At 58.2% G+C, this 13,830-nt stretch carries 11 protein-coding genes; 5 read left to right on the forward strand and 6 right to left on the reverse strand.

Features of this window, described 5'->3' with window-relative positions; translation table 11 throughout:
• Positions 1–20: 20 nt before the first annotated feature.
• Complete coding sequence (locus OHL22_RS21710) at positions 21–581, reverse strand: DJ-1/PfpI family protein (RefSeq protein ID WP_263341836.1); 561 nt, start codon at positions 579–581, stop codon at positions 21–23.
• Between the two features lie 99 nt (positions 582–680).
• Here OHL22_RS21710 and OHL22_RS21715 point away from each other — a divergent pair, with 99 nt between their 5' ends.
• A complete protein-coding gene (locus OHL22_RS21715; protein ID WP_263341838.1) occupies positions 681–1,781 on the forward strand; it encodes a cobalamin-independent methionine synthase II family protein in 1,101 nt (366 codons plus the stop codon).
• Between the two features lie 13 nt (positions 1,782–1,794).
• On the opposite strand, the gene OHL22_RS21720 is transcribed toward OHL22_RS21715, so the two are convergent.
• The gene (locus tag OHL22_RS21720; protein WP_263341839.1) at positions 1,795–3,561 is read right to left on the reverse strand and encodes an O-linked N-acetylglucosamine transferase, SPINDLY family protein; all 1,767 of its coding nucleotides are present in this window, start codon (positions 3,559–3,561) and stop codon (positions 1,795–1,797) included.
• Between the two features lie 530 nt (positions 3,562–4,091).
• Here OHL22_RS21720 and aroA point away from each other — a divergent pair.
• Entirely contained in the window at positions 4,092–5,393 is a 1,302-nt protein-coding gene (gene aroA, locus OHL22_RS21725) for a 3-phosphoshikimate 1-carboxyvinyltransferase (protein WP_263341840.1), read from the forward strand.
• 75 nt (positions 5,394–5,468) lie between these two features.
• Here aroA and OHL22_RS21730 read toward each other — a convergent pair whose 3' ends face one another.
• Positions 5,469–7,691, reverse strand: coding sequence for a TolC family protein (locus tag OHL22_RS21730; RefSeq protein ID WP_263341842.1), 2,223 nt, complete (start codon positions 7,689–7,691; stop codon positions 5,469–5,471).
• Positions 7,692–8,020: 329 nt separating this feature from the next.
• On the opposite strand from OHL22_RS21730, the gene truA reads away from it, so the two are divergent.
• Positions 8,021–8,836: a tRNA pseudouridine(38-40) synthase TruA gene (truA, locus tag OHL22_RS21735; protein WP_263341844.1), complete on the forward strand. Its 816-nt coding sequence runs from the start codon at positions 8,021–8,023 to the stop codon at positions 8,834–8,836.
• 40 nt (positions 8,837–8,876) lie between these two features.
• The gene (locus OHL22_RS21740; protein ID WP_263341845.1) at positions 8,877–10,163 is read left to right on the forward strand and encodes a M20/M25/M40 family metallo-hydrolase; all 1,287 of its coding nucleotides are present in this window, start codon (positions 8,877–8,879) and stop codon (positions 10,161–10,163) included.
• 22 nt (positions 10,164–10,185) lie between these two features.
• Here OHL22_RS21740 and OHL22_RS21745 read toward each other — a convergent pair whose 3' ends face one another.
• The 3 genes from OHL22_RS21745 to OHL22_RS21755 form a co-directional block, all read right to left on the reverse strand.
• A complete protein-coding gene (locus OHL22_RS21745) occupies positions 10,186–11,133 on the reverse strand; it encodes an ABC transporter permease (RefSeq protein ID WP_263341846.1) in 948 nt (315 codons plus the stop codon).
• Between the two features lie 131 nt (positions 11,134–11,264).
• On the reverse strand, positions 11,265–11,495 hold the full coding sequence (locus tag OHL22_RS21750) for a DNA-directed RNA polymerase subunit omega (protein WP_263341848.1): 231 nt from the start codon (positions 11,493–11,495) through the stop codon (positions 11,265–11,267).
• 210 nt (positions 11,496–11,705) lie between these two features.
• Positions 11,706–12,221 (reverse strand): hypothetical protein, encoded by a 516-nt coding sequence (locus tag OHL22_RS21755; protein WP_263341851.1) that lies wholly within the window; start codon positions 12,219–12,221, stop codon positions 11,706–11,708.
• Positions 12,222–12,497: 276 nt separating this feature from the next.
• Here OHL22_RS21755 and OHL22_RS21760 point away from each other — a divergent pair, with 276 nt between their 5' ends.
• Positions 12,498–13,637, forward strand: coding sequence for a YXWGXW repeat-containing protein (locus OHL22_RS21760; RefSeq protein WP_263341853.1), 1,140 nt, complete (start codon positions 12,498–12,500; stop codon positions 13,635–13,637).
• Positions 13,638–13,830: the final 193 nt, after the last annotated feature.

A 13,830-nucleotide genomic window follows, 5' to 3' on the forward strand; every position in this document is an offset into this window, starting at 1 on the left:
TTCGATGAATGCAACAATTGTCAGGATCGCGCAGGTGCCTTCAGGCAGGCAAAGACCTCCCGATAAAACTCGGGATGCGATTGCCAGGTCTGGCCAGTGACAATGCGGCCATCGCGAACTGCCTCTTCGTCTACAAATGTTCCGCCAGCTTGTTCAGCCTCGAAGCGAACGTGTTCATAGCAGGTAATGCGCTTGCCTTTTGTAATGCCTGCAGCGGCGAGCACCTGGATACCATGGCAGATCGCAAAGATCCATTTTTGCTGCGCGTCAAATTCGCGGACAATCTCCAGCAAGCGCCGATCGTTGCGGAGATACTCAGGCGCACGGCCTCCCAGAATCAGAATGGCGTCGTAAGCACCTACATCCACTTGGTCAAACGAGATGTCTGCCTCCAGGCCGTAGCCGGGACGCTCGACGTAGGTATCCCACCCTGGCTCAAAATCGTGCATGACAAGGTGGAGCCGGCGTACCGACGGCGCAGCAACGGCAGTACGCCAGTCTTCCTCACGAAACCGATGCACAGCATAAAGTGCTTCGTAAGCTTCGCCAGCATCTCCGGTAACAATCAATATCTGTGGCATTTTTCCGGGGCCAGTCTATCATCCACGGCTCAGGTTTGGCGCAATCGAACCCTCAACCCAATCTTCCTGTCCATCCAAAGCTCCTCCATCCAAAGATGGATGAGCAATCACACAGCTCTCCCATACACTCGCCGCATGGCGATCCCCACCGAGCCCATCGGCAGCATTCCCCGCCCTGCGTCCCTGCTTCAGACAATTTCTGACTTCCACGCTGGCATCATCTCCCCTCGTGCTCTGGATGAGGCCTACACCGCCGCGCTCCACGACACCATTCGACGCTTCGAGCAAACCGGCTCACCGGTCGTCACCGACGGCGAGCAGACCAAGCCCAGCTTCGCCACCTATCCGCTGCTCGGCCTTACCAACCTCGCGCCTGACGGAGTCGTCATTCCCTTCGCCGATGGGCACACGCGTCAGCTTCCACGCTTGACCAGCGGCCCGTTTCGGTATAGCGTTCATGCCGGTTCCTTCTGCAAAACCGCAAAGAATCTCACCGTTCTCCCCATCAAACAAGCCGTCATCTCCGCGTCCGCGCTCAGCCTGCTCTATCCGCCCACCGGCATTCCCAGCTATCCTCGCGAAGCCTTTCTCGCAGATCTCCTCAACGAAGCCGAAGCTGATATTCGCAGTGCACTCCACGCCGGCGCCGCCGTCGTTCAAATCGACTTCACCGAAGCCCGCCTTTCGCTCAAGCTCGATCCTTCTGGTGGTCTGCTGCGCAGCTTCATCGATCTGAACAACTCCGTTCTCTCGCGCTTCAGCGCCGAAGATCGCAAGCGCATCGGTGTCCACGTCTGCCCTGGCGCCGATCACGACTCCACCCACAGCGCCGACGTTGATTACGCGGCACTCCTGCCCGATCTTTTCCAGCTCAACGTAGGCCGCTTCTACCTCCAGATGTCCAGCGAGCCCGACCGTAAGCGCACACTGCAAACCGTGAACTCCGTCCTCAAGCCGCATCACACCGTCTTCATCGGAGTCATCGATCCCGTTAACCCGTCTGTCGAAACTCCCGATCAGGTGCACGACCGTATCCTGGAAGCCGCATCGATCCTGCGGCCAGATCAGCTAGGAGCCACTGACGACTGCGGCTTCTCACCCTTTGCCGACGATACCTCCACAGCTCGCGACACCGCTTTCGCCAAGATCCGGTCCAGAGTTGAAGGCGTTAATCTCGCGTCGCAGACTCTAAGCCTTTAATGCCCGGCAGGCTTTATGCTTCCCTTGAGCTGGCCTGCTGCATCATCCACTCAAACGCCGCTTCTAGCTCGCGCGTAAAGCGAGGCGTGTCAAACAACGGCGTTGTCATTTTGTTCTTCTGAATCCGCGCACGCAGCGTTGCCAACTCCGCTCGAGCGCTCGCCAATCGCAACGCCGTCGCCTCATATTCATCGAGCGTCGATGTCACCAACTCCGGCAATCCAGCCGTATGCAAAATGCTCCCTGCAACACGTGACGCAAATGTCTCCCCTGTCACCGTCAACACCGGACATCCACCCCATAGCGCATCGCTCGTCAACGTATGTGCGTTATACGGCAGCGTATCCAGAAACAAATCCGCCACGGCGAATCGAGCCAGGTGTTCAGCATTCGCAAGCTGCGGCGCAAATATAAGCCGCTCGGCCCCTCCCTTCAGCCGCGCATCCGCCTCCCGCCGCAGATTCGTCATTGCAACCAGGCTCGACTCCAGCAGCCACAAAACACTTCCCGGCACCTGCTCCAGAAGCCGAATCCAGATGTCAAAAATCGCAGGCGTGATCTTGTGAGCCGAATTAAAACAACAGAACACGAATCCATCTTCAGGCAGCCCGTATTCCGCGCGGCTGCTCGCCTCTGCAACCGGACGCCGTCGATCGTTGACCAGATAGCAATGCGGCATGTGAACCAGTGTCTCAGTGAAATTCTTCTGTTGCTCCACCGGCACTACGAATCGATCCACCAGAATATAGTCAATCGCGTTCGCCCCCATGGTTCCTGGATAGCCCATGTAGCTTACCTGGATCGGAGCCGGCCGCAGCGCCATAATCTCAGGCCGCGCATCTGTTGTGTATCCCTTCAGATCCACCAGAATGTCCACCCCGTCCGCACGAATACGCGCCGCCGCGTCGGCATGCGAAACAACCTCCAAATCGACAAACAAATCGAATGACTCACGTAGTCTTTTTCGCGCAGCACTGCCGTCATCCGCTCCGTAAGAGTATCCAACGACGCGAAACCGGCTGCGATCATGCAACTCGAATAACTCCGAAATAAGATGAGCCGTCGCATGCTCCTGAAAATCAGCCGAGAGATACCCGACGGTGATGCGCTCACGATTCGTTGCAGCCTGCGCGGTGTTATTCGCCGTACCACTCACCGTCAGCCACCTTGCCTGCGCAAACTGCTCGGCACACTGCCGCTGCCGCCTGGGCGTTGTCTCCAGCGTCAGAAACACAAATGGATTCACCCCGCCCGATCCATCTTCTACTGCCCGAATCAACTGCTGCGTAAGCTCATCCACCATGCGCCAGTCGCACATTTGTTTGAGCTGGAGCACAAGCAGCGCAACCGCCTCGATATAACTTGGATTGATCGACACCGCCAACGCCAGAGCGGCGGACGCCTCTTCAATCCGTCCCAGCCGCCACAACGCACTCGCCAGATTCCGATGCCCCTCGGCATATTGCGGAGCAAGGCGCAGCGCCGTCTGGTAGCTCACCACAGCCGCATCCAGATCTCCGGTCATCTGATAAACATTCGCCAGGTTGTTATGCGCCTCGGGATACTCCGGCGCAAGTTCGATCGCGCGGCGAAATGCAGCGATCGCCTCTTCCATTCTGCCCATTTGCGCCAGTACAGAGCCCAGATCGTTCGCCACCACAGCCGACGTCGGATCAGCCTCAACAGCTTTGCAAAGCAATTCCACAGCCGCGTCTGCCTCGCCACGCTGAAACGCAGCGATGGCGCGCTGATGCAGACTATTCACCTCAGTCGAGACCATCCGTTCATCATACGGGCACGGCAAAGACCATGCGGTCTTCGCTCTGAGCACATAAGGAAAGTCAACCTTGCCGATAATTACCGCTCAAACAGGTAATATGGCTTCAGCTACGGTCTTATCGTCCCCCAAAATATAAATGTCCGCGACAAGTAGCTGTTGTCCTGAGTCATCAATTCGCAGCAAATGTTTGCCATCCTGAACAAAGTGAAGGATCTGCTTTTCCAGCGATTTGCACAGATTCACAGCGACTTGGGATACACCAGTAACTCAGACTCACCAGACTATTTACTATTAGCTTCATCTAATAGCAAATCGACAACTGTTAGCAGTTCAGCTAATGCGCAGAAAAATAATCACCCCCTCCCCCCTCCCTGGAGCTAACCTCTTTGTTTCTCTCAATCCGATATCCACACCGCAACATCTTCTGCGTTTGTGCTGCCCTGCACCGCGAATGCTCGATACACACAGCGCTCCATCCGCTCCGATAAACTAGACACATCCAAGATCGAAGCACGAACCACGGAGCCATCTTGCATACAGCCCTCGAAGAACGCCTCATCCGCCCCGCACGCAACATCAACGGCAGCCTGCGCCTTCCCGGCGACAAGTCCATCAGCCATCGCTACGGCATGCTCTCCGCCTTTGCCCAGGGCACCTCGCGCTTCACCAATTTCTCCACCGGCGCTGACTGCGCCTCCACGCTCGCCTGCATGAGTGCCCTCGGCGCCATAGTTGAGCGCAAAGAAGACGGCGTCATCGAAGTCACCGGAGTCGGCGGCAAAGTCCAGCAACCCACAGGCCCGCTCGACTGCGGCAACTCCGGCTCGACCATGCGCATGATCTCCGGCCTGCTCGCGCCGCAACAAGGTGAGTTCACCCTCATAGGCGACGCCTCGCTCTCGCGCCGCCCCATGGAGCGCATCCGCAAGCCGCTCACCGCCATGGGCGCAAAGCTAATGTTGACTGAAGGCCACGCGCCCATCACCATCCACGGCGCACCACTCACCGCGCTCGACTACACAACGCCCGTTCCCAGCGCTCAGGTCAAAACCTGTGTCCTCCTCGCCGGCCTTCAAACCCCCGGCACCACCACCGTCCGCGAAGCAGTCCGCACCCGAGACCACAGCGAACTCGCCCTCCGCGCCTTCGGAGCCAACATCGAGCGCGGACTCGACTACGTCTCCATCAGCGGCACGCAGACCCTTAGCGCCATTGAAGGCGCAGTGCCCGGAGACATCTCCTCTGCCGCTTTCTTCCTCTGCGCTGCGGCTCTCTTCCCCGGTTCACAACTCTTGCTCGACTCGCTCGGCCTCAACCCCACGCGCGCCTCTCTGCTCGATGTACTCACGTCACTCGGCACGCAGATTGCGGTCCTCAATCTTGAAGAGAAGCACTCAGAGCTGGTCGGCACCGTACAGGTCTCCGCACCAGCCGAGGGCCTCGGCAGCACCTCCGTCACCGGCGCGCTCGCCGCTCAGCTCATCGACGAGCTACCCGTCCTAGCCGCCATCGCACCCTACACACGCGGCGGCATCCGCATCCGCGACGCCAAAGAGTTGCGCGTCAAGGAAAGCGACCGCATCGCGCTCGTCGTCCAGAATCTCCGCACCATGGGTGCCGAAGTCGAAGAGTTCGAAGACGGCATGGACGTCCCGGGCGGCCAGACTCTCCATGGAGCCACCATCGACTCCGGCGGCGATCACCGCATTGCCATGGCCTTCAGCGTCGCCGCTCTTCGTGCCGAAGGAGAAACTCTCATCAGCGGCTCGGAATCGGCAGCCATCAGTTTCCCCGAGTTCTTCGATCTGCTCGATTTCATCGCCGAACGATGAGGTCGTAATCATCCTTCAAAAGCAAAAGGGCCCGGCAGAGTAATCGCATCTGCCGGGCCCTTCTTTTGTTTGAAACTACTGCTGCGGTTGTGGCTCTTGCGGTTGCGGCTTGGGCTCAGGCTGCTGTCCCTGCCGTTGGATCTGTTGCTCCTGCTGTTGCCGCTGTTCCCGGTTCGGCAGCGTCGGCTCCTTCGTCGGCTGCGCAGGCTCAATCCCCGGAATCACAGGCTCTGTGTTGACAGTACCCGTCGCAGCATCAATCAGATTGATTCCGTAATGCTGCAGCGTCGTCGCCAACAACTGGTACAGCGCTGCACGATCCTTGGCATATGCGGCGCGCGCGGCCGTCAGGTTGTTCTCAGCAGTAGCCAGATTGCGCTCCTGCTGCAATACAAGCGCCGTCGTCGAAGCACCGAGATGCAACTTCTTCTCCTCTGCATCCAGACTCTGCGCGTTGTACTTCTGCGAAGCGTCGGCTGCCAGTACCGCTGCACGGTCGTTGGTCAGCGCAAACTGCTGGTTGACCACCTGCATTTTGATCTCGGTGTAAAGCTGCTCCAGCCGCAACTGCTGCTGACGATACTCAAGCAGCGACCGCGCCCGATCAGCCTGCGCCGTACGGTTGCGCAGCGGAACGCTTAACGTAAAGCCTGCACCTTTATCCGGCGCTGTGCTGTTGAACAGGTTCTGCAGCACCTGCCCATAACCAACCGTCGGAAAAGTTCCAGGCGGATACGGCCCTGGAGTTGTGGCGAACAAATTCTCAGCATTCGGGCTCTGCGAACCACCCAGTGCGCTCGACCCGTAGAAGACATAGCCATTCAAGGTAGGCAGCAGCGCATTCTTGGTTGCCTTCAAAGTGATCTGGTCTTTCTTCAGCGACAGCGCAGCCTGCTCCAGCTCTGGACGGTTTTTAAAGGCAGCCTGCGTCAGTTCGTCCGCGGACTCGGTCTCTTCCGGCAGCTGCTCCAGGCTCACGCGATCCGTTGGAATCACTGGCGCGGCAATCAGCGCAGGATCGCTCAGATTGCGCGCGATTGCCTGCTTGATGATGAGCTGCTGATAATTCAAATTGCTCTGCGAGCTCACCAGCGCCTGCTGATCCGAAGCCACTTGCGAGTCCGCCGTCACCACATCCAACGGAGCCATGGTGCCAATCTCGAGCTGCTTGCGGTCGTCAGCCGCTACCTTTTTGCTCTGCTCGAGCGCGCGCTCCTTGGCCTGCAGGTCTTCGTATGAACTCACCAGCGCCCAATAGATGTTCTCTACCTGGTTGACGGTGTAAAGCACCTGCTGCCGGAAAGCTGAGTCGGTAATGCGCCTGTCGTAAATCGCTTCCTGAATAAACCGGCGGTTGAGCCACATGCCACCACCATTCAGGAAAGGCTGCGTAACTGTCGCCTTGAATACCGAAGAAAGCTGCGGGCTATAGTCCACAAACGGGTTGTCCGTCGTGATGCGCTCATTGGTGATCGTAGCCTGCAGTGTCGCGCCGGTGCGGAAGCCCTGGTTATACCCGAAGTTATATTGGTTCGTATTCGTTGTCAGCGAAGTCTTGCCACCCGAAAACAGCGTATTGGACTGCGGTGCGGAAGCACGCTCCCACTGCAGCGTCCCCGTAATGTAAGGATCGTAATTCGGAGGCAACGGCCCTGCACCATCGGTTGAAATCACAAGGCCAGTCGCACCGGTTGCCGCACCGGCTGAAGTTCCTCCCGGTCCGCCGCCCACCGTCAGCGTCGAAGAAGTTCCGCCCAGCGTGTTCGTAACCAGACCCGAATTGACACCGCGAAGCAGCGAGCCGGACTTCGCTCGCAAAATATCGGTGTCGGCAATATCCAGGTTGTAGCGAGCAATCGCCAGATCGTAGTTGTTTTCAAGCGCCAGAGTTAACGCATCGCTCAGGCTCAGGTAAATCTTGCCGTTCTTCACCAGATCCGTCAGGCGCAGCGAATTCATGAAATTCGCATTCGGTACATCCGCGCCTTCATAGAACTTCTTCGGATTCGTGATCACCTCATACGGCTTCAGGTAGTTCTTGCTCGTACTGCGCAGGAACAAAGGCTCCGTATCCGTCGGTGCCGGAGCGGCAGGCAGCTCATTGAACACTTTGTTGCCCGCCTGGGGAGAGGTCTGCTGCGCAAACAACCCCGGAGGCATCGCCGTCGTTAGGCCCAACAGCACCACTGCCGTCGCGCGTAGTTTTCCGGCTCCGCTCTCGCGGACCTTTACCGCGCTTGCCGCTTCCTTACGACCCGCTTTTTCCCGAGTCCGATCAAGATTCCGGTACAAATGCATGAATCCTCTCCACATGATTCTTAGAACTGAGTGGGACGCCACTGAACCAGACTCTCCAGCCTGCTCTTCCGACGCAATTTCTCATCCATCGCGCCGCGTGTCTGGAATCAGTCGAGTAAGCAACTCTTGTGCTACCGAATGGATACGCCCTGGAAGCCCAATTCGTTCCCGCAAAAGGGCCTCTGGGCAGATTAACAAGTCGATACCCCGGTAACCCGCCCACCAGCCGCCGCAATTTCCGACTACGGTAACCGAAGCAGCTCAACTGCAAGTCTAGCGGTTCCGTTGCTGATAGTCTCAACTCCAATAAAATCAGAACGAGAGCCCGGATGCAGAACTGGAAGCTAACCCTGACTTACGACGGCACTGCCTTCTACGGATGGCAGGTACAACCCAGCCTGCCCACCATTCAGGGAGAGCTGCAATCAGCCATCGGACGCATCCTCGGCTCCGGCTGGGGCGAGCCGCCTTTGCCGCAAGGCTCAGGCCGCACCGACGCCGGCGTCCACGCGCTCGGCCAGGTTGCCAGCGTTGCCCTCGAAGCGCCCGTCCCGGCCGACAACCTGCTGCGCGCCCTCAATCGCACGCTGCCGGCAGCCATTCGCGTCCTCTCCGTCGAGCCAGTTCCACCCGAATTTCACGCCCGTCACTCAGCCCGTGCCAAAACCTACGAATACCGCATCTTTCGTGGCAACCTCTGCTCGCCCTTTTTGGCTCCCTACGTTCATCCGTGCCGCTGGAAACTGGATCTCGCATCGTTGCAGGATGCCGCCCAGGCCGTAAGCGGAGAGCACGACTTCACCAGCTTCGCCGCCAGCGACTCTGACACCACAAATCGCGTTAACGATGATGAATCCGAGCCCAAATCTCCCATCCGCACCGTCTACCGCTCCGAATGGTCCACAGACGAAGGCGATCTGCTCCTCTACCGCGTTCGCGGCAACGGATTCCTCCACCACATGGTCCGCAATCTGGTCGGGACTATGCTCGAAATCGGACGCGGCCAGTTCCCTGCTGGCTCCATGGCGCGGATTCTCGAATCGCGCAACCGATCTGCGGCGGGACCTACCGCACCAGCCAAAGGGCTCTTCCTGCACTCTGTCGAATACCCGGATTTCGATCTACCAGCCGCCAATCCCTTTTGAACCCACCATCTTTGCAGCCTGTTAACCTGAAATTGTCAGTATGGCGATCGGTTCGCGCAGTTCGTTCTTTTCCCGCGTTACTTCCCTGGCAGCACAGCGCGGCTTACATGAAGCCATCCGATGGCTTCACCTGCACCGCCAGCAGATGATCGGTTGGCAAACCGAGCTCATCGCAATCCCCGCGCCGCCCTTTGGTGAAGAAGCCCGCAGCACCTGGCTTATCTCCCAATTCCAACAGTCTGGGCTCGCCGGCGTTCAGGTCGATGCAATCGGCAATGTCTTTGGAACTCTGCCGTCGCCATCTGCCGATAATCCAGAATCCCCGGTCATCCTGCTTTCCGCCCACCTGGACACGGTCTTTCCCGCCGATACACCACTCGACGTCAAGGTGCAGGACGACCGGATCGAAGCCCCCGGTGCATGCGACAACGCCGCCGGCGTCATCGGCATGCTGGCGATTGCGCGCGCCATGGTTGCCGCGCAGCTCACTCCTCCGGCAACGCTCGTCTTCTGCGGCAACGTCGGCGAAGAGGGCGAAGGCGATCTGCGCGGCGTGCGTCATCTCTACAAAAAATGGCCACTCGCCCGGCGCATCGTCGCGCACATCGTCCTCGACGGTGCAGGCAACGAAACTGCCGTCACCCAGGCACTCGGCAGCCGCCGTTATCGTGTCAGCATCACCGGTCCCGGAGGCCACAGCTTTACCGATGCCGGAACCCCCAATCCGATCATGGTGCTCAGCTCGGCATTCGCCAGCCTCACGCTTGTTCCGCTCAATCCGTACCCGAATGAGCCCCGCGTCACCCTCAACGTCGGCACCATCCAGGGCGGAACCTCGGTCAATACCATCCCCGAGAGCGTGATGGCATCCATCGAATTTCGGTCCACCGCAACGCAGGCGCTCGTCCGCATGGAAGTAGCCCTGCACCGTGCTGTTGAAGACGCCGTGGAAACAGCCAATGCTGAAGCGGCCAGTCGCGCCGCCTCGGGCAATTCTCACTCCTCGCGCACAACGCCTATGCGCTTCGCCATCGAGAAAATTGGCAATCGCCCCGCCGCCGACTCCACTCGCGACTCCGCCATGGTCGAAGCCATCAAGGCAGTCGACCGCCATCTCGGCTTGCGCAGCGACTTCCGCCTCGGCTCGACCGACGCCAACATTCCGCTTTCGCTCGGCATTCCGTCGGCTTCGCTCGGCGCAGGAGGCGACGGCGGCGGCGCACACACCCGCGCCGAGTGGTACTCCGCAGCAAACCGCGATCTAGGCCTGCGCCGCGTCCTGCTGCTGGCGCTCACGCTGCTCGACTGGGCTGCCAGCGAGAAATAATTCCCGATTAACCGACTCCGAATCAACTTCTCATCCTGGGATTGACCAAACGATACGTCAGATCCGTGAGCAGATTCACCAGCACATACGTCAGGCCAATCGTCAGCAGCGCGCCCTGCACCAGCGCGTAGTCGCGGCCTGAGATTGCCGTCACTACCAGCCGCCCCAGTCCCGGCCAACTGAAGATCGTCTCCGTCACAATCGCACCAGCCAGCAGCGTGCCGAACTGCAGGCCGACCACAGTCACAATCGGCACCAGCGCATTTGGCAGCGCATGCCTGTAGATCACTGCTCGCTCGCTCAGCCCCTTGGCCCGCGCCGTGCGGATGTAGTCGCGGTGCAACTCTTCCAACATCGCCGTACGCACCATCCGCGTAAGAATCGCAGCCAGCGAAACTCCCATCGCAAATGCGGGCAGCACCAGATATTGCCATCCATCGGTGAAGAAGCCGGCCAGCGTATTGCTTGATCCTGCACCCGAAACCGGCAGCCAGCCAAGGCCAATCGAGAAGACAAGAATCAGAATCGGACCAAGCGCGAAGGCAGGAAATGACAGCCCGGAAAGACTCACGACGCCAATCGTCTGATCCTGCCAGCGGCTGCGGTGAAGCGCCGCCGTGACGCCCGCCGGAACCGCAATCAACAGCCCCAACACCAGCGCCGCTATCGTCAACTCAATCGTGTACGGATACCGGGTCGCAATCAGATGCAGCACCGTGTCATGCAGGCGAATCGAACTGCCAAGATCGCCGTGCAGCACGCCACGCCAGTAATGCAGGTACTGCACAAGCAGCGGCTTATCAAGTTCATATTGATGGCGCAGAGTGGACAGATCTGCCGCAGTTGCACCCTCGCCCAGCATCTGCTCCACCGGGTCGCCGGGCACGATGTGGATCAGTAGAAATACCAGCGAGACCACCACCCAGACCACCGGCAGCGTCAGCGCAACTCGAGTAAAGATCGACTTCATGGGCCAGTCTTCACGATAACGTGTGAGGCTGGCGCGATTCCACAGCTCATGTCGAGCCGGCAGACTCAACCAGTGCAATGACCATTAATTGGATTTCAAGACAACCGCATGCAAGCAACCACTGCTCGCTCCTACAGAAGAGGAACGACGACTAGCGCATCAATCGTGGGTGGAGGCTCGATTTCCGGCAGAGCGCCATGAGCATAGCGGCCCTCAGCTACGTCGACCAACACCTGGTTGGAAGTGTCTTCGGTGCGAGTAGATGCAACGTGAAGCTTGCGTACAGCCTGCATGAGAGTGGTTGCCAGCAGGAACTTATTCTCGATCCTGCGTGACGCACGGTGGACCAGATCAGATCGCATATTTGCCTTGTGCTGCGGTTATGGAGAGTGGACAACAAAAGCCGAAGCGGGCTGTAGCTGAACTGAAGCCGGAGTAAGTGGCAGGAGACTGCGAGAGTGGAATCGCTACTGGCTGATGCGGCTGAATCTGGAAAGGACTGCCTCTCTGCTTTCAGTGTACGCTGAGCTACGGCGCTTTCCCGGCACGAGCGATAATAAAGTTCACGCCTCCTATGGTTGTTCCTCGTCGCCCGGTTCTTCGCCCGGCTCCAGGTTGCCTTCGACTACCGCATCGGAACTAGCAATATCGAAATTGGGATGATGACGGCGCAGAGTTTCGCTGGTGTCTTCGTTTCCCGGCTCTACGCTCTCCGCGCCCTCATCATCCAGATCAGGGCCAACCTCGGTAAATTCGGCAAGGCGCTCCTCAGCAACATCATCCACAATGCGACCCGAGCCATCGAGCGTGTTGGAGCGGCTATCCGTCTGGTAAAGATCAAGCTCAAGCGCGTCAATCTCTTCGTCAGTCGAGGCATCCAACTTGTCAGCGTCGCGGCCTGTACGGCCTTGATACAGGCGGGACTCTTCCCTTTCCTTCTCTCCGCCACGGACAGTTTCTTCAAGGCGATTGATCGAGGCTTCGGTAGCTATGTCGTCAGCACCACGCGCTGGCGTAGGTTCCGGCTCATTCCCATATACAGAACTTTCACTCAGATCAACTTGCTTGCGTTTCGGTTCAATCGGCATCTTGATCCTCGCGTTTATTTCTCGCGTACCTAAGCTGAGATGCCAATTTTCTTCAGTCGCATACATTGCAACGTTCCATACAAGTCATTTCATGGTCTCCACCATCCATGAAATGAGGAATGCGCATTCTTCTTCGCAATCTAGTCTCAACTGGCTCATACGAAACAGTCTTCAGAGCGGAAAAAGTGCTAGCATCCGTTCGTTTCTAAGCTCTCTGCACTTCTAAGTGCTTCTGTTTCACCGGAAGCTGTACGACTTTGAAAGGAGCTCGTTCCAATGAAACGGTTAGTGCAATTTCTGCTTCTGGCGCTTGTAACGCTAGTGCTCGCGCGGCCTGTCTTTGCCCAGGTCGCGGTTTCGGTGTCCTTTGGGCCGCCGGCGATTCCTGTTTATGACCAACCACTATGTCCTGGAGACGGCTATCTTTGGGTGCCCGGATACTGGGCTTATGACGATGACGACGGCTACTACTGGGTACCAGGCACCTGGGTGCTTGCTCCAGAGCCCGGTTATCTTTGGACACCCGGCTGGTGGGGATGGGAAGGAACAGGATTCTTCTTCCATGAAGGCTATTGGGCTACAGAGATAGGCTTCTACGGCGGCATCAACTACGGCTTCGGATACTACGGCACCGGATTTGTTGGCGGCAGGTGGGAGGGGCGTGAGTTCCGATACAACACGGCTGTGTTCAACGTGAACACGACCGTCATTCGCAACACCTATGTTGACCGCACAGTCATCGTGAATAACACCACCGTCAACCGCGTAAGCTACAACGGCGGGCAAGGTGGAATCATCGCGCGTGCCACGCCACAGGAAGAACGAGTAGCCCAGATGCAGCATGTTCCTCCGCCACAGGCACAGACGCAACATGTCCAGGCTGCGCGCGCTAATCCGCAGCTCCGCGCCACTAGCAATCAGGGCAAGCCCCCGATAGCCGCTACCGAACGACCCGGCTCATTTAGCGGCAGCGGAACTGTGGAAGCAAAAGAAGCCGGAGCACCTTACCATGCGCCGGAGCGCGGTGGCACACAGCCCAACAACGGCCGCCCTGCTGAAAATCCTGGAACAGCCGAGCACCCCGCCAACCCAACCCATGCTGCGGACCTGCCGCAACACCAGGTGACCACTCCCAACACAGGCGACCCCAAGCTGGACGAGAAATATCAAAAGCAACAACAGAAGCTGGTGGACCAGCAGAATAAGGAGCATCAGAAACTTGAGCAACAACAGCAGAAGGAAGACCAGAAGCTAACACAACAACAAGCTAACGAAGCAAAGAAACAACAGACCGAACAAAAACACCAGCAACAAACGCAGCAGCTTGAGCAACGGCATCAGCAGCAGACACAACAGCTACAGACACGACAAGCGCCCAGATCCGCCGCACCGCGGCCCGCACCTCGACCGCGATAAACTTTCACTTCTAGTTGATCCAGTAAGACAAAGGCCCGCCTCTCCGGCGGGCCTTACTGTATTCGTTCGTATCCCTCTCTGGCCTTGAAAATGCACTGTGATACAGACAGATGTGTTTTGCTTTGTGTCTTCGCAGTTGCCGGGCTGGTAGATCCATGTTTTTAGGTCGAATCAACACACGTGCATACAAAAA

The sequence above is a fragment of the Acidicapsa dinghuensis genome (assembly GCF_025685685.1).
GTDB lineage: Bacteria > Acidobacteriota > Terriglobia > Terriglobales > Acidobacteriaceae > Acidicapsa > Acidicapsa dinghuensis.

Coding starts and splice junctions, on each gene's coding strand:
- truA (WP_263341844.1), top strand. CDS start 8,021: ATGCAGAACTGGAAGCTAACCCTGACTTACGACGGCACTGCCTTCTAC.
- OHL22_RS21715 (WP_263341838.1), top strand. CDS start 681: ATGAGCAATCACACAGCTCTCCCATACACTCGCCGCATGGCGATCCCC.
- OHL22_RS21745 (WP_263341846.1), bottom strand. CDS start 11,133: ATGAAGTCGATCTTTACTCGAGTTGCGCTGACGCTGCCGGTGGTCTGG.
- OHL22_RS21710 (WP_263341836.1), bottom strand. CDS start 581: ATGCCACAGATATTGATTGTTACCGGAGATGCTGGCGAAGCTTACGAA.
- OHL22_RS21720 (WP_263341839.1), bottom strand. CDS start 3,561: ATGGTCTCGACTGAGGTGAATAGTCTGCATCAGCGCGCCATCGCTGCG.
- OHL22_RS21755 (WP_263341851.1), bottom strand. CDS start 12,221: ATGCCGATTGAACCGAAACGCAAGCAAGTTGATCTGAGTGAAAGTTCT.
- OHL22_RS21760 (WP_263341853.1), top strand. CDS start 12,498: ATGAAACGGTTAGTGCAATTTCTGCTTCTGGCGCTTGTAACGCTAGTG.
- OHL22_RS21750 (WP_263341848.1), bottom strand. CDS start 11,495: ATGCGATCTGATCTGGTCCACCGTGCGTCACGCAGGATCGAGAATAAG.
- OHL22_RS21740 (WP_263341845.1), top strand. CDS start 8,877: ATGGCGATCGGTTCGCGCAGTTCGTTCTTTTCCCGCGTTACTTCCCTG.
- OHL22_RS21730 (WP_263341842.1), bottom strand. CDS start 7,691: ATGCATTTGTACCGGAATCTTGATCGGACTCGGGAAAAAGCGGGTCGT.